General features: G+C 65.8%; 16 protein-coding genes. 8 read left to right on the forward strand and 8 right to left on the reverse strand.

Features of this window, described 5'->3' with window-relative positions:
* Positions 1-221 precede the first annotated feature (221 nt).
* Both CP557_RS12195 and CP557_RS12200 read left to right on the forward strand, forming a co-directional pair.
* Entirely contained in the window at positions 222-1,604 is a 1,383-nt protein-coding gene (locus CP557_RS12195; protein ID WP_097380159.1) for an aspartate aminotransferase family protein, read from the forward strand.
* Positions 1,605-1,615: 11 nt separating this feature from the next.
* Positions 1,616-2,005 (forward strand): Rid family detoxifying hydrolase, encoded by a 390-nt coding sequence (locus CP557_RS12200; protein WP_097380160.1) that lies wholly within the window; start codon positions 1,616-1,618, stop codon positions 2,003-2,005.
* A gap of 30 nt (positions 2,006-2,035) precedes the next feature.
* Here the strand turns inward: CP557_RS12200 and CP557_RS12205 are convergent, their stop codons facing one another.
* The 3 genes from CP557_RS12205 to CP557_RS23055 all read right to left on the reverse strand — a co-directional run bounded on the left by CP557_RS12205 (position 2,036) and on the right by CP557_RS23055 (position 3,648).
* Positions 2,036-2,473: a DUF4870 domain-containing protein gene (locus CP557_RS12205; protein ID WP_097380161.1), complete on the reverse strand. Its 438-nt coding sequence runs from the start codon at positions 2,471-2,473 to the stop codon at positions 2,036-2,038.
* 36 nt (positions 2,474-2,509) lie between these two features.
* On the reverse strand, positions 2,510-3,112 hold the full coding sequence (locus CP557_RS12210; RefSeq protein WP_097380162.1) for a helix-turn-helix domain-containing protein: 603 nt from the start codon (positions 3,110-3,112) through the stop codon (positions 2,510-2,512).
* 245 nt (positions 3,113-3,357) lie between these two features.
* Complete coding sequence (locus CP557_RS23055; RefSeq protein ID WP_245852992.1) at positions 3,358-3,648, reverse strand: hypothetical protein; 291 nt, start codon at positions 3,646-3,648, stop codon at positions 3,358-3,360.
* Between the two features lie 706 nt (positions 3,649-4,354).
* On the opposite strand from CP557_RS23055, the gene CP557_RS12220 reads away from it, so the two are divergent.
* The 4 genes from CP557_RS12220 to CP557_RS12235 all read left to right on the forward strand — a co-directional run bounded on the left by CP557_RS12220 (position 4,355) and on the right by CP557_RS12235 (position 10,029).
* Positions 4,355-5,635 carry an amidohydrolase gene (locus CP557_RS12220; RefSeq protein ID WP_097380163.1) on the forward strand — a complete coding sequence of 427 codons (1,281 nt, stop codon included), beginning with the start codon at positions 4,355-4,357 and terminating at the stop codon, positions 5,633-5,635.
* A gap of 115 nt (positions 5,636-5,750) precedes the next feature.
* Positions 5,751-6,398 (forward strand): hypothetical protein, encoded by a 648-nt coding sequence (locus tag CP557_RS12225; protein WP_097380164.1) that lies wholly within the window; start codon positions 5,751-5,753, stop codon positions 6,396-6,398.
* 390 nt (positions 6,399-6,788) lie between these two features.
* A complete protein-coding gene (locus CP557_RS12230) occupies positions 6,789-8,432 on the forward strand; it encodes a BCCT family transporter (RefSeq protein ID WP_097380165.1) in 1,644 nt (547 codons plus the stop codon).
* 235 nt (positions 8,433-8,667) lie between these two features.
* On the forward strand, positions 8,668-10,029 hold the full coding sequence (locus CP557_RS12235) for an aminotransferase class III-fold pyridoxal phosphate-dependent enzyme (protein ID WP_097380166.1): 1,362 nt from the start codon (positions 8,668-8,670) through the stop codon (positions 10,027-10,029).
* Between the two features lie 139 nt (positions 10,030-10,168).
* Here the strand turns inward: CP557_RS12235 and CP557_RS12240 are convergent, their stop codons facing one another.
* The 3 genes from CP557_RS12240 to CP557_RS12250 form a co-directional block, all read right to left on the reverse strand.
* Positions 10,169-10,450 carry a hypothetical protein gene (locus tag CP557_RS12240; protein WP_143825067.1) on the reverse strand — a complete coding sequence of 94 codons (282 nt, stop codon included), beginning with the start codon at positions 10,448-10,450 and terminating at the stop codon, positions 10,169-10,171.
* 98 nt (positions 10,451-10,548) lie between these two features.
* Positions 10,549-11,817 (reverse strand): threonine ammonia-lyase, encoded by a 1,269-nt coding sequence (ilvA, locus tag CP557_RS12245; RefSeq protein ID WP_097380168.1) that lies wholly within the window; start codon positions 11,815-11,817, stop codon positions 10,549-10,551.
* Entirely contained in the window at positions 11,814-13,169 is a 1,356-nt protein-coding gene (locus tag CP557_RS12250) for an amidohydrolase (RefSeq protein WP_097380169.1), read from the reverse strand. The genes ilvA and CP557_RS12250 overlap by 4 nt, the downstream gene beginning before the upstream one ends.
* A gap of 111 nt (positions 13,170-13,280) precedes the next feature.
* Here CP557_RS12250 and CP557_RS12255 point away from each other — a divergent pair, with 111 nt between their 5' ends.
* Both CP557_RS12255 and CP557_RS12260 read left to right on the forward strand, forming a co-directional pair.
* Complete coding sequence (locus CP557_RS12255) at positions 13,281-14,258, forward strand: NAD(P)-dependent oxidoreductase (RefSeq protein ID WP_097380170.1); 978 nt, start codon at positions 13,281-13,283, stop codon at positions 14,256-14,258.
* Position 14,259: 1 nt separating this feature from the next.
* Entirely contained in the window at positions 14,260-17,436 is a 3,177-nt protein-coding gene (locus CP557_RS12260; protein WP_097380171.1) for an FAD-binding and (Fe-S)-binding domain-containing protein, read from the forward strand.
* Between the two features lie 100 nt (positions 17,437-17,536).
* Here CP557_RS12260 and CP557_RS12265 read toward each other — a convergent pair whose 3' ends face one another.
* Together CP557_RS12265 and gdhB are read right to left on the reverse strand one after the other, a co-directional pair.
* Positions 17,537-18,211 carry a DUF502 domain-containing protein gene (locus tag CP557_RS12265; RefSeq protein ID WP_097380172.1) on the reverse strand — a complete coding sequence of 225 codons (675 nt, stop codon included), beginning with the start codon at positions 18,209-18,211 and terminating at the stop codon, positions 17,537-17,539.
* Positions 18,212-18,318: 107 nt separating this feature from the next.
* On the reverse strand, positions 18,319-19,626 hold the full coding sequence (gene gdhB / locus CP557_RS12270; RefSeq protein WP_097380173.1) for a glutamate dehydrogenase GdhB: 1,308 nt from the start codon (positions 19,624-19,626) through the stop codon (positions 18,319-18,321).
* Positions 19,627-19,653 lie beyond the last annotated feature (27 nt).

Below are 19,653 nucleotides of genomic sequence, written 5' to 3' on the forward strand. Positions count from 1 at the left end.
GTGGATAATTCACGGCTACAATTATCCGAATGTTGGGGCGAAGACGAAACATCGTCCGAAACGACCGCCGTAACGTGATCGATGGCCGCCCTTCGCTTCCGCTCGCCGTCTCGAGGAAGCGACGGGGTCCGCTCGCCACGACATCGATATTCAATAACTGTATACTACCTGCATAGATATTGTGGACAAGTTATTTATAATCGTTCCACCTGGCCATACGTATGACGGCAGGACCGCCGATAGACGAACTCCACTTCGAGGACGCACCGACCGTCGATTCCGTTCCCGGTCCGAACACGCGGGCCTTGCTCGAGAAACAACGCGAGATCGACAGCAGCGCAGTCGCCTATCCCGAAGACATCCCGATCGCCTTCGAGGAGGGAAAAGGTGCGACGGTCCGGGACGCCGACGGCAACACCTACATCGACCTCTTCGCGGGGATCGGCGTGCTCAACGTCGGACACTCGAACCCCTACGTGCTCGAGGCGGTCCACGAGCAGGCGGACAAGTTCGTCCACACGGTCGACTTCCCGACCGAGGCGCGCCTCGAGCTGATCGAAAAACTCGACGAGATCGCACCCGACGGGCTCCAGGGCCAGAACAAGGTCGTCTTCGGCGGCCCGACCGGCAGCGACGCCGTCGAAGCGTCGATCAAACTCGCCAAGTACAACACCGGCGGCGACGGCCTCATCGCCTTCCGCGGTGCCTACCACGGCGCGACGACCGGCGCGATGAGCGTCACGTCGAACAAGAAGTTCAAAGGCCACTACACGCCGTTGCTCTCCGACGTCGTCCACGCGCCCTATCCGCACCCGTTCCGACAGGACAAGACGCCCGAAGCGGCCGTCGATCACGCGCTCGAGGAGGTTCAGGCGATCGTCGAGGACCCCTACGGTGGCCTCGCGAACCCCGCGGGGATCATCGTCGAACCGATCCAGGGCGAGGGCGGGATCGTCACGCCGCCGGAGGGCTTCCTCCAGGGACTGCGCGACATCGCCGACGACAACGACGTCACCCTCGTTTTCGACGAGATACAGAGTGGGCTGGGCCGCACCGGCCAGTGGTGGGCCAGCGATTGGGACGGTGTCACCCCCGACGCGATGACCTCCGCGAAAGCGCTTGGCGGCGTCGGCTTCCCGCTCTCGGCGACGATGTACCACGAGGATCTGGACACGTGGGGGTCGGGCGACCACGCCGGTACCTACCGCGGCCACGTCGTCGGCATGCGCGCCGGCACTCGCGCCATCGAGTACATCCAGGACCACGACCTGCTCGCACACGCCCGCGACCTCGGCGAATACATTCAGGGTCGGCTCCGCGAGGCCGGCGCGGGCAACGAACACCTCGCCGACATCCGCGGCAAAGGCCTGTTCATCGGCGCGGAGTTCGTCGATAGCGACGGCAAGCCCGACGGCGATCTCGTCGACGCGATCCAGCAGTACTGCTTCGAACGCGGCGTCCTGATCTGGACGGCCGGTCGCCACGGCAACGTGCTTCGATTCCTGCCGCCGCTCGTGCTCACCCACGAGCTGGCCGAAACGGCACTCGACGTCGTCGTCGAAGCGATCGAAGAAGTGACCGCCGAAGCGAATCGGGCCGCCTGAACCGGACCACTATGTCCGAGACTCACGCCATCGAAACCGACGACGCACCGAGCAACGACAACCCCTACTCGCAGGGGGTTCGCGCCGGCGACACGCTCTACGTCTCCGGCTACGGCCCGGTCGATCCCGACACGGGCGAGCCCGTCGACGGCGACATCGAAGCCCAGACGGACCAGGTGCTCGACAACATCGCTGCCGTCGTCGCGGACGCCGGCGGTGACGGACTCGCGGACGTCGTCAAAGTCACCGTCTACCTGACCGACCTCGAGGACTACGAGCGAGTCAACGAGGCCTACGGCGCACGATTCGGCGCGGAACCGCCGGCACGCGTCTGCGTCGAAGTCTCACGGCTCCCCGACGACGTTCGCGTCGAACTGGACGCAACCGCGTATCTGGGCTGAGCCGTCCCGGGCCAAGCACTGCCGGCCCTATTAGACGAGTTTCGGGGCGAACGGGTAGCGCCACGCCTCGCCGAAGATGGCTTTCGCCATCGCGATGATCCAAAGGAAGACGCTGAGGAACCCGAGTAGGATCGCGATGAACGCCAGTGCGAAGACGGGAAGGAAGACGACGGTTTCGACTATCTCCGGCGGCCGAACGTACTCGAACAGCGCGTCCAGTCCGAACAGGAGGACGAACGTCGCGAGGAACGATCCGCTGACGAACAGGTGCCAGTCGAGCGCGTTCCGAGCGTTGGCTCGCGTGAACTCGTGGTTCGATGCCACGTAAATGACGACGGTGGCGATCAGTCCGACGAACGGCAACATTGCGATGAAATGGACGAAGATCCCGAGGAGCGACCGCTCCGTGAGGAGCGACGGTCCGGGCTCGGTCGGCGACGATTCGGTCGGTGATGGATTCGTTGACATGGATTGCGTTGGTGAGTGGTGTCTGAGACGGGTGCGTTACTGCTGCCCGGAACGATCGGCCGTCGGAACGGCACGGGTGAGGCCGTCGTCGCGGACTTTGCGAGCGAGGCGCTCGGCACCGAGGAGGACCAGACAGACGACGAAGAGGTTGCCAGCGGCCACCCACAGTCCGTGGCTCGCTTCGACGGGTGCCTCGATCGTCAGCACGGCCATGCCGACGCCGACACAGAACAACAACAGACTGAGCTGGAAGCCTGCCAACACCAGCGTTCTGATCCCGGCTGGATTCCGGAGTCGGAGGAAGTCCGTCAGCGACAGTGTCTCGAGTGGCGAGTCGACGGCGAGTGCCTGCTGGCCCGCCGGCGAGAGCGGCCAGTTCGATTCGGGGTGGTTGATGTAGTACAGGGTGATCGTTTCCGGATACGTTTCGGCGGCGACGACGTCGATCTCGCGGAGTTCGTTGAGTCGGTTCCGCACGGTTTCCTTGCTGACCGTCGGGCTGACGCGGGACCGGAGCTGTTGGATCGAAAAGAACGGCCGGTCGGACTCGAGCATCACCTCGACGACGTGTCGTTGCGTGAGTTTCTTATCGAACGCGGGATCGATTCGGTCGTCGATCCACGTCGGGAGGGTCGTCATCGTTCGTCCATCCATTGGTTGGCGAAACAGTAAACCCCTGCCCGGATTTGACGGGCACCAAACTCGAATTCGTGCCCGCAAAACGACACAGTTATCCATTGAAAACCGGAATCAGCCGGCTCTTCCAGGAGTCACCCGTTCGACCGGTGTCGGGGGCTCGAGTCAGACGGTCCGTGGTAACGATGGCCCGGTGCCACCGCTAGACGGGTCGCGGTTGCACCGTCACTGACTGACAGCAGACCGCCTCAGGAGCGATCGCGCCGCGAGCGGATCCGTCGTGCGGTTCGTTCGGCGAGTCGAATCCCGACACAGAGCAAGAGGAGGTTCAGCGCGGCTGCCCAGAGCCCGTGGCTGCTGTCGACCGGTGCCTCGATCCCGACAGCCGCCAGCACGATCCCGAGCGTGAACAACACCAGGGCGAGCTGGTACCCCGCGAGGACGAGCGTCCCGATCCCGTCCGGCTCTCGAAGCAACAGGAAGTCCCTCGCCGAGAGCCGATCGAGCGGGTTTGCCGGTGGTCGTGCCCGCGTTTCCACCGAGTGGCCTGCGCCGGCACCGCCCGGATGATCGATATAGTAGAGGGCCGTCGACGCCGGATACGTCTCGACGGCGACGACGTCGCGTTCACGGAGTTCCTCGAGGCGATTTCGGACCTGCTTTTCGGTGGCGTCCGGGCCGATCCGCGCACCGAGTTGGGACGCCGAGAAAGAACGGGCGATCCGCTGCTAGCATCGCCTCGGCGACGCGGCGCTGAGTGAGCGCGCTGGTTGGCTCCGATTCGATCCGGTCTTCGATCCACGTCGGAAGCGTCGACATGTGTATGGCGGCTCTCGACGCGATGTCGCATAAATCCCCTATCGAATTTGACGGACGCCGACCGGGCCTCGAGTGACGGCGTCCGATTTCGAGCCGCGAATCGGACGCCGTCACTGGGTCGCGGACGCCGGGTGGCGCGTGGCGGCCACCGAATTCAGGCCCGGATTTATCCCCGGTAACTAGATGATACGCCGACGGGAGCGGTACCGCACGCTCCTCGGGCTCACCCTTCGGCCCTCCACGCGGTTTCGGTCTGGTGCGCCGGGCCTCCGTCCGGCGGCCGGTGACTTCGGATCGAACCGAGATCGATCCGTGACTCCCGCTATCGTTCGTGAACGGTCTCCCGAATCCCTCCATCGATCGTGCGTAATCGGTACACGATTATTGACTACGATTAAGTATCTCCCGCGCGTAGAAGCGGCAAGAATGCCTTACGACGTGCGAAACAGGTTAAGCGATCTCCGGCGGGCGTTTCACCGCCACCCCGAACCCGGCTGGCGTGAGTTTCGGACGACCGCGCGCGTCGTCGAGGAACTCGAGGGGATCGGCGTCGACGAGATCGCCGTCGGCCGGGAGGCGCTGGCGGTCGACGAGCGCATGGCAGTCCCGCCGGCATCGGAGCTCGAGCCGTGGCTCGAACGTGCTCGGGAAGCGGGGGTCCGATCGGACATCCTCGAGCGCACTGCCGACGGTCACACCGGGGTCGTGGCGGTGCTCGAGCAGGGTTCGGGGCCGTGTATCGGGTTGCGCGTCGATCTCGACGCGATCTCGATGCGGGAGTCCTCCGAGAGCGATCACCGGCCAGCCACCGAGGGATTCCGCTCCGAACACGACGGCTACATGCACGCCTGCGGGCACGATGCCCATCTCGCGATCGCGCTGGGGACCCTCGAGGCGGTCAAGGAAAGCGAGTTCGAGGGGACGCTGAAGATCTTCTTCCAGCCCGCCGAGGAGATCTCCGGCGGCGGGAAGGCGATGGCCGAGACCGGCTACCTCGACGACATCGACTACCTCCTCGCGCTCCACGTTGGCCTGGACCATCCGACGGGCGAGATCGTCGCCGGCATCGAGAAACCGCTGGCGATGGCCCACCTGACCGCGACTTTCGAGGGGGCGAGCGCCCACGCGGGCAAGGCTCCCAACGAGGGGGCAAACGCCATGCAGGCGGCGGCGACCGCAGTCCAGAACGCGTACGCAATTCCCCGGCACAGCGACGGGATGACCCGGATCAACGTCGGCCACATCGAGGGGGGCACCGCGAGCAACGTCATCGCCGAGGAGGTCGCGATCGAGGCCGAGGTCCGCGGCGAGACCACCGCGCTGATGGAGTACATGCGCACGGAACTCGAGCGGGTGCTGTACGCCGCCGCGGAGATGCACGACTGCGACGTCGCGCCGCGAGTGATCAGCGAGTCGCCCCGCGTCGACAGCCACCCCGCGCTCCGCGATCTCGTGGGCAACGTCGCCTGGGAGGTCGAGGGCGTCGACCGAGTGATCCCGACCGAGGAGTTCGGCGTCAGCGAGGACGTGACCTACCTCATGCAACGCGTCCAGGACAACGGCGGCCTCGCCTCGTACGTGCTCGTCGGCACCGACCACCCGACGAGTCACCACACGCCGACGTTCGACATCGACGAATCGAGCCTCGAGATCGGGGTGGGACTGCTCGCCGAGACGGCGATCGAACTCTCTCGGCGACGGCCGTGATTGCCGTCGGCAGCGTTCGGCCCGGAATCATATTACGATAAGTGATGGATTGTTCGTCTAAATCCACGTTCGGGGAATCAGTAACGTTAATTCGCCCGCTCCCCGTGTACCCCGTATGAGCCAGGACGACGTGCCGGAGTCGCTGCGAATGGCGGCGGACTCGGATCGCCCGCGTGGAATCCTCACCCCCTCCGATCGCGACTTTCTGCTCGGCCGCAAGACGGATTACACGGATCACTCGAAGAAACAGAAGCGAAACCGGATCCGACGACGCGTCCGGAACGCGATTCTCGATTTCAGCATTCTCTTCGAGTACATGGAGGAACGCGACCGGGAGACCGTCTTCGACCCCAACGACGAGGATCGCGACGCCTACACGCAGGGGATCACCGACATGCTGGCATTCCTCCATCTGGGAACGATGGGGTATCACACGCCGTTCAAGGACATGCTTTCGGAGGGCGTCGGCAAGGCCGAACAGCGCCTCGCCGGCTCGAACTACCGGATGGTCAACGTCGAGTTCAACGTCGAGCCAGTCGGCCAGATCGACGTCGACGAGGTCGTCGAAAAGCTCGAGAACGAAGAGTTCGCTCAGCTCACCGACGAGGAACTCCGCGCGTTCGTCCGTCTACTGACGATGTCCGACGGTTTCTCGCCGTCGGACAACCGCGAGGAGATCAAAGACCGCGTCGACGAGTTCGCCGAGCAAGTGGCCGAAAGCACCGACTCCCGAGAGCAGACGCTCGAGGAACTGACGAACTGAGAGCCGCCGCATCGATTTTCGATTACGACTCGCGACGCTTCGGAGCCAGCACGCCACCGGACCGATCGACGATCCGCCTCGTTTCGTCCTGTTGTAATCAGATATCGAACAGCCCTATATGCATCTATTTCCCACAATATAGTGGGATTTCCCGCCCAGTTGTTTTACTATATGTTGAATAGCGATCCGAATGCACATATACTTCTGGTTTCTGTTCGATATCTAATCAAACGTCAAATAAACGTAATCCGTGGATGGATGAACAGAGTGAGAAACACTTATTGTATACGCTGTCAATGGTGGCGGTATGCCATCATGCAGCATGGCGAACGGTAGGTGGAGTCACGAGCAATCAGCACGCTGTCGTCCGGCTCCGGGGGGTGAGATCGGATGAGCGGTGCCGAGAAGGGGATGGTCGACGAGTTCCTCGAGGAGATCGACCTGGTCGTCTTCGCGTTCGGCGCATTGTTGACCGTCGGCGTGATCGCGGCGTTCTTCATCAACCAGACACTGGTCACCGAGACGATCGGGACCGTTTACGAGTGGGTGGTCACGTATCTGAACTGGGCACTGCTGGTGATCGTGTTCCTGATCGTTCTCTTCCTGTTGTTCCTGATCGTGGGCCCGTGGGGGAAGATCAAGATGGGCGACACCGATCCCGAGTACAGTTTTCTGTCGTTCTTCGCGATGCTGTACTCCGCCGGGTTCGCGGCGGGTGTCGTCTTCTGGGGCCCCACCGAAGCGCTGTTCTACTACGATAACCCGTCGCCGCTGTTCGGCGTCGAAGGCGGGACGAGCGAAGCGATTCCGATCGCGATCCAGCAGACGCTGTTCCACTGGGCGCTGCCCCAGTTGGCCGTGTTCACGATCATGGGCCTTGCGATCGGCTACTTCGCGTACAATTACGAGAACGTCCCGCTCCGGGTGTCCTCGGCGCTGACGCCGATCATCGGGAAGGAGAACCTCGATGGGCCGTTCGCGAAAGTCATCGACATCCTCGCCGTGTTCGCGACGATCGGCGGCGTGGCGACGTCGCTGGGCTTCATCGGGAGCCAGTTCATCGCCGGCCTCAACTACCAGTGGGGGATCGACCTCGGAAACGTCGGCATCCTCCTCGTGGTGACCACGATGACGCTCCTGTTTACGATCTCGATGGTGCTCGGGGTCGACAGGGGGATCCGCCGGCTGTCGAACTTCAACATGATCCTGTTCGTCGTGCTCATGCTCGCGACGTTCATCCTCGGGCCGACGCTGTTCTTGCTCCTGCTGGGCTCGCAGGCGATGGGCGGCATGATCGCCGACTTCACGTCTATGAGCCTCTACACGGGAGCCGGCTCCGACGGCGGTACCGGGTGGATGAACTCTTGGACGGTCTTCTACTGGGCGTGGGCGCTCTCGTGGTCTCCGTTCGCCGGCCTGTTCATCGCCCGCATCTCCAAGGGTCGGACCGTCCGCGAAGTCGCCTTTACCGGTATCGGCGCGACCTCGGCCGCGACCATCCCGTGGTTCACGTTCGTCGGCGGCACCGCGTTACAATACCACCACACCGGCACGGCCGACTTCAGTTCCGTGATCGCCAACGGCACCCCGGAAATTTCGGGGTTCATCCTCTTCGAAGCGTTCCCCCTGGGAACCGTGTTCATGGTGGCCTTCATGATCCTCGTGACGACGTTCTTCATCACGTCGGCGGACTCCTCGACGCTCGCCGTCTCGATGATGACGACCGGCGGGAAAGCGAGACCCTCGACGATCAATCGGGTCTTCTGGGGCGTCGTCCTCGGGATGACCGCTGCGATCCTCATGATCATCGGCGGTGAGGGCGGGACGGGCGCGCTCCAGAACGCGGTCATCATCACCGGGGCACCGTTCGCGTTCGTCTGCTTCCTGGCAATGCTCTCGCTGATCAAGAACTTCAGCTCGAACTACGGCCGGGTGTTACTGCAGGACGAAACCGTCCTCATCGGCTCGAGTCGAACGAGCGAGACCGACTCGCCGTCCGGACCGCCCGGCACCGTCGAATCCGACGACGACTGAGACGGTCTCCTGTCCGTCAGTGCCGGTGGGATCGGGACCGCCCTGCGGTCCCACCGGGACATCGGGACAGCAAACCGTATGAATCGACGACGCCCTCTACCTCGCCGGTCGACGGCATCCGTCGACCGTCATGCTGTCCGTCAGTTCGCGTTCGGGGTGTACCCGTTCGCGTCCCGTGTCGGTACCTCGACAATCTATAACAAGTTTTAATGTATGAGGTACACATAAACTGTGTATGGACAGGGACACAGCGGAACCCGACGCGGACGCGATTCCGGGTCCGAACGCCCAGCAGTGGGTGGACTTCCACCAGGAGTACTCCGCGCCCAGCGAGTACTCCCACGAGTTCGTCTGGGACATCACTCGCGAGGCCGACGGGCCGTTCGTCACCGACGTCGACGGCAACGTGCTCCTCGATTTCACCTGCCACATCGGCGCGGCACCGCTTGGCTACAACAACGAGAAGGTCCTCGGAAAGCTCCGGGAGTTCGACCTCGTCGAGCCGATGAAGATCGCCGGCCAGGACATGTACTTCGGCTCCGGCCCGAGCCCCGACGACGCCGACTTCCCCGGCTCGAGTCACCTCATGGCGAAGCTCACCGAGGTCTCGAGTCAGTACGGCATGGACACCGTCTTCCTCTCGAACTCCGGCGCGGAGGCCATGGAGAACGCGATGAAGATCACCCACGATCGGCGAGCGCCCGCGAAATACGGCGTCGCCTTCTCCGGGAGTTTCCACGGCCGCACCCTCGGAACGCTCTCGCTGACGAAGTCCAAGGAGGTCTACACGCGCCACTACCCCGAGATCAGCGGGATCGAAACGGTCCCGTTCTGTGCCGATCGCGGCTGTGACGCCGATAGCTGTGACTGTGGCTTCTTCACCGATCCGGGCTCGCAACTCCGTAACTCGCTGTCGCCCGAGGGCGGTCACATCAATCCCGACGAGATCGCCTTCCTCACCCTCGAGCCCATCCAGGGCGTCGGCGGCTACCGCTTCCCCAGCGAGGCCTTCATGCAGGAGGTCGCGGACGTCACCGACGAGTACGACATCCCGCTGGTCGTCGACGAGATCCAGTCGGGCGTGGGCCGCACCGGCGAGATCTGGGCCTCCGATCACTATCCCATCGAACCCGACGTCATCGCCAGCGCGAAGGCCCTGCGCGTCGGCGCGACCATCTCGCGGTCGGAGGTCTTCCCCAGCCAGAAGAACCGGCTGGGATCGACGTTTGGCGGCGGCGACCTGCTGGGCTCGATGATGGGCGCGTTGACGCTCGAGGCGATCCAGGAACACGACCTGCTCGACAACGCGACTCGGCGCGGCGAGCAGGCCAAAGAGCTTCTGCGCGACGATGCACCCAACTACGTCGAGGACGTCCGCGGCAAGGGCCTGATGCTCGCCGTCGAGTTCGACACCCCCGAGCGCCGGAGTGCGGTCGTCCAGGCCGCCCTCGAGCGCGGCCTCCTGACGCTCGGCTGCGGCAAGAAGACCATTCGGCTGCTCCCGCCGCTGGACTCGACCGAACGCGAGATCGAAATGGGGATCGACATCTTCCTCGAGGCGATCGAGGCCGTCGGCGCGAGCGCGAAGGCGGCCTGACGGTCCTCGTTCCCGCCGATCGAACGTCGTTTCCCTAACCGCACCATTCGAGCCCGCTGATCTCCTTTCGCCGGCCAGATACCCGAATCCCGACTCGCTGAATCGACCGGAGCGCGAGGAACGACTCCGCCGCTCCGCGTTAGACCGCGAACGACAACACGCCCGCGATCAGAATGAGCACCGCAGCGACGATCGAGAGCCAGAAGCTCACGGGCCCGACGTCGACGCGGTCGGCGTTCTCGTTCAGAATATGGTAGCCGTTACCGAGCACGATCCCGACGCCGCCGATGATCATCAATGCCGTGCTGACGGGCATCACGAACCCGTCGAGATCGCCAGTCACGACGTTCGAAACCGCGATCAGGGCGAGGCCGACGCCGACGACCATTTGTGAGATGTGATAGACGACCGGTCGATTCACGTTCGGATTTGTCTACGCAGTGTAGAAAACGTTTCGTTGACATTCGTCGGATCGCCGGCCGGTCCTCCTCGTCGGACGAACGGGAATACGGCCGGCGGCTACTCGATCGAGCGCTCGACGACCGCCACGTCCTCGAGCCCCGCCAGCGCCTCGAGCACCCCTTCGAGATGCTTGGGTCCGCTCCCCTCGAGCCCGATCGTCACCGGCGTCCGATTCGGGTGATCGACCGACGTTCGACGGGCGCGCTCGAGGACGTCCAGTTCGGCACCCTCGGCTTCGACGGTCTCGACTACGTCGCCGACCGCCGTCGGCCACCCCTCGAGCGCGAGTCTCGCCTCGGTGTAGCGCTCGAGTTCGTGGAGGCCGGTCCGGGTGAGTTCGGCGTGCTCGGTGAGGTTCACGTTCCCGCCCGAGACGACGACGCCGACGTGCGCTCCCTCGAGGTCCAACTCGTCCGAAAGCGCGGCGGCCAGCGGGGCGGCCCCGGCGCTCTCGGCGACCGTCTTCGCGCGCTCGGCGAGCAGCGTCACGGCAGCGGCGATCTCCCGATCGCTCACGCTCACCACGTCGTCGACGACGTCGCGAGCGATCTCGAAGGTGGTCTCGAGCATGCGCGTGTCCGCGATCCCCTCCGCGACGGTGTCGACGTCCGGGAGTTCGTGGATCTCCTCCCCCTCGAGCGATGGTTTCGCGTGCGCCGCGCCCTCGGGCTGTACACCGATGACGCGCACGTCGCGCTCGGCTGCTTTCAGAACGGTCCCGATGCCCGAGACGAGCCCGCCGCCGCCGATGGCGACCAGCACGGTGTCGATGCTGGGGTATTGCTCGAGCAACTCCAGACCGACCGTCCCCTGTCCGGCGACGATGGCCTCGTCGTCGAAGGGATGGACGAACGTCTCACCGGTCTCGGCGGCGCGCTCGAGGGCGTGCTCGTAGGAGCGCTCGTAGATGTCGCCCTCGACGACCACCTCGGCACCGTAGCCGCGGGTGGCCTCGATCTTCGCGGCCGGGGTGACCTCGGGGACGACGATGGTCGTCTCGATATCGAGTCGGTCGCCAGCCAGCGCCACGCCCTGGGCGTGGTTGCCCGCGCTCGAGGCGATAACGCCCGCCTCGCGCTCGGCGGGCGACAGCTGTGCCATCGTGTTGTACGCGCCTCGAATCTTGAACGAGCCCGTCCGCTGGACGTTCTCGAGTTTGAGGCCCACCGAGGCCGCACCGCTCATCTCGGCGAACGTCCGCGAGGTGTCCAGGGGCGTCCGGTGGACGACATCGGCGAGACGCTCCCGGGCTGCCTCGACGTCCTCGCGAGTGACGCGGGATCCACCGGCCCCGTCGATCCCCGTCGAGTCGCTGCTCTCGTTCATTCGTCGATCTCGGCGTCCCCGCCGCCTGCCACGTCGTCGACCTGTCCGTCGTCCGCCATCGCGTCGACCTGTGGAACCGGATGTCGGTGCTCGAGTTCCCGGATCGTCCCGACCAGCACGTCGAGGCCGTGTCGCAGACTTTCCTCGTCGACGTCGAACGTCGGCGTGTGGTGGCTCGTGGGGTGGTCAGTGCCGACGATCATGTACGTCGCCAGGCCGCCGTCCTGCTGGACGCGCTCCATGAGGAAAGTCGCGTCCTCGCTCGCGCCGAAGTCGGCGGCCGGCAGAACGTGCTCGATCCCCTCGACGCCGCCGGCGATCTCGCTGACCAGCGCCTGCAGTTCGGGATCGCTGTCGGCTCGCGGCGACTTGCTGACGACGTCGACCGTGGCGCGGCAGCCGTGCATCTTCGCCGCCGACTTGACCGTCCGCTCGAGTCGTCGTTCCATGTACTCCATCAGCGCGGTGGTCTCGCCGCGGGCTTCGGCCTCCATGTGTGCGCGCTCGGCGATGACGTTGCTCGCGGTCCCCGCTTCCGCTTTCCCGACGTTGACGCGGGTCATCCCGTCGCTGTGCCGGGGGATCCCGTACGCGTTCTCGATCGCCGTCCCCATGGCGTGCATGGCGTTGTCGCCTTCCTGTGGGGCCTTCCCGGCGTGCGCGGAGGTCCCCTCGATGGTCGCGTCGACGTGGCACATCGCCAGTGGCTTCTCGATGCCGGCCACCACTTCGCCGGTCGGGTGGTCGAGTCCGACGTGGATCGCGAGCAGGTAGTCCAGGTCGTCGGCGAACTCGCTCTTGGCCATCGGACAGCCCCCGCCGCCGGTCTCCTCGGCGGGCTGGAAGAAGACGACCAGCCGTCCCGAGAAGTCGCTCTCCGCGATCGCCTCGAGGGTCGCCAGCCCCCAGGTCATGTGGGCGTCGTGGCCACAGGCGTGCATCGTCCCGTCGATCTCCGAGCGAAAGCCCTCGTCGACGGGGTCGTGATCATCGTCGGTCGATTCCTCGATGAACAGCGCGTCGATGTCGACGCGCAGCCCGATCGCCGGCCCTTCGCCGCGCTCGAGGACCGCGACCGCGCCGGTGTTGCCGCCGGTCATCCGCTCGAGGAGCGCGTCGTCCGCGCCACGCTCGCGGGCGCGCTCGAGCCACGGCGTGAGATCGGCATCGGGGACGGCCATCCGATCGGCGGGGTCGTAGGCGTCCGGGCCGACGGCCAGTTCGTCGACGCCGATAGCCCGGATTTCCTCGACGACGCGAGCGGTGGTGTAGAACTCGCGCCACGCGGGCTCGGGGTAGCGGTGCAGACTCCGCCGGAGGGACACGAGGCGGTCCCGTATCGGCTCGTTCATGCGAGTCGCTGACGCGCCCCAGCAACTTAATTATACACAATCAGTGTTTACGATGGATACACAAAAGGAATAAGTCGGCCGATGACAATCGTAGGCCAACGTACCAACCCTATGAGCACCGATCCAGACGTCGTCGTTCTTCGAGAGGGGACGGAAGGGCTGTCGATGGAATCGTACGCCGAAACGCTTCGCGATCGGTTGCCCGACCACACCGTCGCGCTCGCGCGGACGCCGAAAGCGGAGCGCGAACTCGTTCCGAAGGCACGGGTCGTCACCGGGATCACGATCGATGCCGACCTCCTCGAGCGGGCCGACCGTCTCGAACTGTTCGCGTGTACCTTCGCCGGCACCGACCACGTGCCGATGGACGCGCTGGCCGACCACGGCGTCACCGTGACGAACGCGGGGGGCATCCACGCGCCCGGCATCGCCGAGCAATCGATCGGCAACATGCTCGTCTTCGCGCGCCGGCTCCACGAGGGCTGGCGGCGCAAGGAGAACAGCGAGTGGCGGCACTTCCAGTCCCACGAATTTACCGACAGCACCGTCACGATCGTCGGTCTCGGCTCGATCGGGCAGGAGATCGTCCAGCGCCTCGAGGGGTTCGAGGTCGAGACGATCGGCATCCGCTACACCCCCGAGAAAGGCGGCCCCACCGACGAGGTGCTCGGCTTCGAGACGGACGACGTTCACGAGGCGTTCTCCCGGAGCGACTACGTCGTCCTCGCCTGTCCGCTCAACGACCTGACTCGCGGGCTCGTGGGCGAGGACGAACTGGCGACGCTCCCCCCGAACGCGGTCGTCGTCAACGCGGCCCGCGGCGGCATCGTCGATACCGACGCGCTCGTCTCGGCGCTGCAGTTCGAGGGGATCCGCGGCGCTGCACTCGACGTTACCGACCCCGAGCCGCTCCCCGCCGATCACCCGCTCTGGGACCTCGAGAACTGTCTCATCACGCCCCACACCGGCGGTCACACGCCGAAACACTGGGACCGGCTGGCGGACATCGTCGCGGGCAACGTCGACGCCCTCGAGACCGGCGGCGAGCTCGAAAACGCCGTCTTCCAGCCGGACGCCGACGCAGCGTAAGATGGCGACCGATAACTCGCGGTCGACGACCGACCACAGCGAGCGGACGTCGACCCCGGACGAGCGGGAGCTCGGACCGCCGTCGGATCCGCGAACCGGCGATCCCGCAGCGGACCCGCGCGCCGACTACGACTACGTGGGCGGCGATATCGATCGGCCCGAACTCGTCGCGGCCCTCGACGAGCGGATCGACGGGGAGGTCCGGTTCGACGAGTACAGCCGGCGACTCTACGCGACCGATGCGAGCGCCTACGAGGTGACCCCGGTCGGCGTCGTCCTTCCGCGCTCGACCGACGACGTCGCTGCAGTCGTCGAGTACTGCGCGGACAACGGGATACGGGTCCTCCCCCGGGGCGGTGGCACCAGCCTCGCCGGCCAGGCGGTCAACGAGGCCGTCGTCCTCGATTTCACGACGCACATGGGCGACGTACTCGAGGTCGCGCCCGACGAACGCCACGCGACGGCCCAGGCCGGAACCGTCCTCGCGGACCTCAACGGCGCACTCGAGGCCCACGACCTGAAGTTCGCGCCCGATCCCGCGGCGGGAAATCGCAGCACGATCGGCGGCGCGATCGGCAACAACTCCACGGGCGCACACTCGCTGCAGTACGGCAAGACCGACGCCTACGTCGACGAGGTCGAGGTCGTCCTCGCCGACGGCTCCGTCGAGCGCTTCGGCGAAGTGACGGTCGCCGACCTCCGCGAGAACGCAGATCCAGACGGCGACTTCCTCGAGCGGATCTCCGAGGTACTGCGCCGCGTCGTCGACGAGGAAGCCGCGGCGATCAGCGAGGTCTTCCCACAACTCAAACGGAACGTCTCCGGCTACAACCTCGATCGGTTGGTCGCGGAAGCCTACGGCGAGCCCGAGGCGTTCGACGAAAACACCGACGAGACGGTCGAAATCGACGGCGATCCCGAGCCCGACGCGACCGTCAACCTCGCCCGCGTCTTCGCCGGCAGCGAGGGGACGCTCGGCGTGATCACGGAGGCCACCGTCTCGCTCGAGCCCGTTCCCGAGACGACGGGCGTCGCGTTGTTGACCTACGAGGACTTGCTCGAGGCGATGGCCGACGTCGACACGATCGTCCGCAACTACGACCCCGCGGCGATCGAGGCGATCGACGACGTGTTGCTCGAACTCGCCCGGAACACCGAGGAGTTCGCCGACCTCGCGGCGACCCTCCCCGAGGGGACCGAGACGGCGCTGCTCGTCGAGTTCTACGCCGACAGCGAGGCCGACGCGCGGCGAAACGTGTCCGAAATGCTCGCCGACCGGCTCCCGGAACCGCAGGCCCCGACACCGAACGGCGGAACGACCGTCCAGGAGCGGGAGGCCGGTGAAGCCCCCGTCCGCGCGTTCGACGCCCTCGAGGCCTACGAGCCCGCCGATCGCGCGGAACTCTGGAAGCTCCGCAAGAGCGCGGCACCGATCCTGCTCTCGCGGACCTCCGACGCCAAGCACATCTCGTTCATCGAGGACACGGCCGTCCCGACGGAGAACCTCGCGGACTACGTCGCCGACTTCCAGGACGTACTCGAGGAACAGGACACGTTCGCGAGCTTCTACGCCCACGCCGGGCCGGGCTGTATGCACATGCGGCCGCTGGTCGATACCAAGAGTCCGGCCGGGCTGACCCAGTTCGAGGCGATCGCCGACGCCGTGACCGATCTCGTCGTCCAGTACGGCGGGTCGGTCTCGGGCGAACACGGCGACGGGCGCGCTCGGACCCAGTGGAACCGGAAACTCTACGGCGAGGACGTCTGGTCGCTGTTCCGCGACCTGAAGACGGCCTTCGACCCCGACTGGCTCCTCAATCCGGGCACCGTCTGTGGCGATCACGACATGACCGAGCACCTCCGGTTCTCGCCCGACTACGAGTTCGATGCCGGCTTCGAGCCCGCCCTCGAGTGGGACGTCGACAACGGCATGCAGGGGATGGTCGAACTCTGTCACGGCTGTGCCGGCTGTCGGGGCAGTCAGGAGACGACCGGCGGCGTGATGTGTCCGACCTACCGCGCGGCCGAAGAGGAGAGTCTGAGCACCCGTGGGCGCGCGAACATGCTTCGCGGTGCGATGAACGGCGAACTCGACGCGGAGACCGCCGATCCGGAGTTCCTGGCGGAGGTGATGGACCTCTGTATCGGCTGCAAGGGCTGTGCCCGGGACTGTCCGAGCGAGGTCGACATGGCCAAACTCAAAGCCGAAGTCGAGCACGCGAACCACGAGGAAAACGGGGCGTCCCTCCGCGATCGGCTCTTCGCCAACGTCGACCGACTCAACGCCGTCGGCTCGGCGCTCGCGCCCCTCTCGAACTGGGCCGCGTCGCTGCCCGGTGCCGGCACGATCGCCGAGAAAACGGTCGGCATCGCGCGCGAACGCGACCTACCGACGTTCGCGAGCGAGAGCTTCGCGGACTGGTTCGAGGCCCGTGGCGGCTCCCGGGTCCCGCTCGAGGAGGCCACGCGCACGGTCTTACTCTTCCCCGATACCTACACCAACTACAACCATCCGCGAGCGGGGAAGGCGGCCGTGCAGGTGCTCGAGACGGCCGGCGTCCGCGTCGAACTCCCCGACGGCGTGACCTCGACCGGCCGGCCGGCGCACTCGAAGGGGTTCCTCGACGTCTCGCGCGAGCGCGCCCGAACCAACGTCGAGGCGCTGGCTCCCCGAATCGAGGACGGCTGGGAGGTCGTCCTGGTCGAGCCCTCGGACGCGGTGATGCTCCAGTCGGACTATCTGGACCTACTGTCCGGACGCGACGCGGAGCGGGTCGCGGCCAACACCTACGGCGTCATGGAGTATCTCGACCGGTTCGAACTGGCAGCCGACCTGCCGACCGCCGCGCCCGGCGAACGGCTGACCTACCACGGCCACTGCCATCAGAAGGCGACGAAGAAAGACGGACACGCGGCCGCCGTCCTGCGGACGGCCGGCTACGAGGTCGACGCGCTCGATTCGGGCTGTTGTGGCATGGCCGGCTCCTTTGGCTACGAGGCCGAACACTACTCGCTGAGCCAGTCGATCGCGCGAATTCTCTTCGATCAGGTCGACGACAGCGACGGCGAGACCGTCGTCGCGCCGGGGGCGTCCTGCCGGACCCAGCTCTCCGGCTACGACGGCTGTGACGACCCGCCCCACCCGATCGAAAAACTCGCGGCTGCGCTTTCGCGGTAGACCCCCTCACGGAATCGAATCGACGCACTGTCGCGTCTCGCCGTCTCCACTCGAGTTCTCTCCCGCGCTCTCGTCGTCTCTGGTAGGCTCTCGAGTCCGCCTACCGTCGCTCTTCGTCCGTCGTCCGATCGTCGGCCGTGTCGAACGGGACCGTTGGATCGCTCTTCTGGGGATGTTTCGACTCGCCGAACCCGCCGCTCAGCACTCGAGCGAGCGTTTCTTCGACAGTTTCGTCCGTTTCGGTGACCCGGTCGGCGTCGGCTTCGACCACGAACCCCGAGGAGACGTTCGGCGCCGTCGGAATGAACAGTACCACTCGCCCGTCGTCGGTCGTGTGTCCGGTCTTGAAGGCAGGCATCTCGACGTCGTCCCAGCTCTGGACCCTGACCGGCTCCTGTAACGCCTGTTCCGTGCCGAGCGTGGTTTCGGCGGCGATCTTGGACGCGTTGTAGACGACGCGCAGGCCGGGAACGCGGTTCGCGATGCCGTCGACGGTCCGCGCGAAGACGTCACCGATCGTCGTTCGGGTCAACACGCCGACCGCGATCGTCAACAGCAGAAAGGCGCTCAGTGAAGCGGTAATCTGGAGGAGGCGGACGATCAGCATGCGAGTCGGCTCGTGACCGATGGTGCCGGCCAGCATCGCGGCGTCGAACGTGGGCGTCGGCGTGATACCGGTTACGATCGCGTAGGCCCGGTAGACGACGTACAGCGTGACGAGTATCGGCCCGATGAGGATCAACCCGCTCGCGAACGTCCGCTTCCACGACGCCATTATCGACGCATGTGACCGCTGGGACATGAGCCCTTCCCTTCTCCCGTTCCGGATCGCCGGGGAACTCCGCTACCACGTCTCCCGTCGTGGCTGCTGGTCGGGTTCGACTACGGCCAGAGCCCGCGCGTCTCCTTTGCCGCCGCGATTCGGGAGAGCGCAACCACGTAGGCGGCGTCACGCCAGGTCAGTCCTTCGGCGTCGACCTCCGCGCGAACGTCGTCCCAGGCCTCGAGCATGTGCTCCTCGAGTTCCTCGTTGACGCGTTCGAGCGACCACTGGCGGCGGTTGATGTCCTGGAGCCACTCGAAGTAGCTGACCGTGACGCCGCCCGCGTTCGCGAGGATGTCCGGGATCACCGGCACGTCCCGCTCCTCGAGGATAGTGTCGGCAGCGAACGTGGTCGGCCCGTTAGCTCCTTCGACGACGATGTCGGCGGCGATCGCGTCGGCGTTGTCCGCCGTGATGACGTTGCCGACGGCCGCCGGGATCAGGACGTCGACGTCTAACTCGAGCAGGTCCGCGTTCGAGAGCCGCCGGACGCTGTCGTCGCCGTCGAGGTCGTTCGCGAAGCTGGTGACCGCCTCCGGCTCCTCGTGGTGGGACGGGATCGCCTCGACGTCGAGCCCGTCGACGTCGTAGAGCGCGCTGTTGACGTCCGACACGGCGACGATCGACGCGCCCCACTCGTGGAGCAGGCGGGCGGCGTTGGCTCCGACGCTGCCGAATCCCTGGACGGCGACGGTGATCTCCGAGACCTCGCGATCGTAGTACTGAATTGCCTCGCGTGCGGCGATCGCGGTCGAGCGACCGGGAGCCTCCTCCCGACCGTAGGAGCCGCCGACGACGGGTGGTTTCCCGGTGACGACGCCGGGAATCGTCTCGCCCTGTTGCATCGAGTAGGCGTCCATAAACCAGGCCATCGTCTGGGCGTCGGTCCCCATGTCCGGCGCGGGGACGTCCTTGGTCGGGCCGACGGCGTCGCGCAGTTCCTCGGCGAACCGACGGGTGAGCCGCTCGGTCTCCTCGCCGGTCAACGACTTGGGATCGACGGCGATCCCGCCTTTCCCGCCGCCGAAGGGGAGATCCATCACCGCACACTTCCAGGTCATCCACATCGAGAGCCCGGTACACTCCTCGGCGCTGACCTCGGGATGATACCGGAGCCCGCCCTTGTAGGGGCCCCGAACGTCGTCGTGCTGTGCCCGGTAGCCCGTAAAGACCTCGACGGTGCCGTCCTCGCGCTCGAGGGGGACCGATACCTGCTGGACCCGCGTCGGGTGTTTCAGCCGTTCGACGACGCCGGGATCGACGTCGGCGTGGGTCGCTGCTCGCTCTAACTGTCGGCGGGCGGTGACGAGCGCCGAATCGAGGTCGTCCTCGGATGTGCTCTCGGTTGCGGGCGATGGTGTCGTCATTGGTATGGCAATAGTGTCGGGGGTGGG

Source organism: Natrinema ejinorense (assembly GCF_002494345.1).
Lineage (GTDB): Archaea > Halobacteriota > Halobacteria > Halobacteriales > Natrialbaceae > Natrinema > Natrinema longum.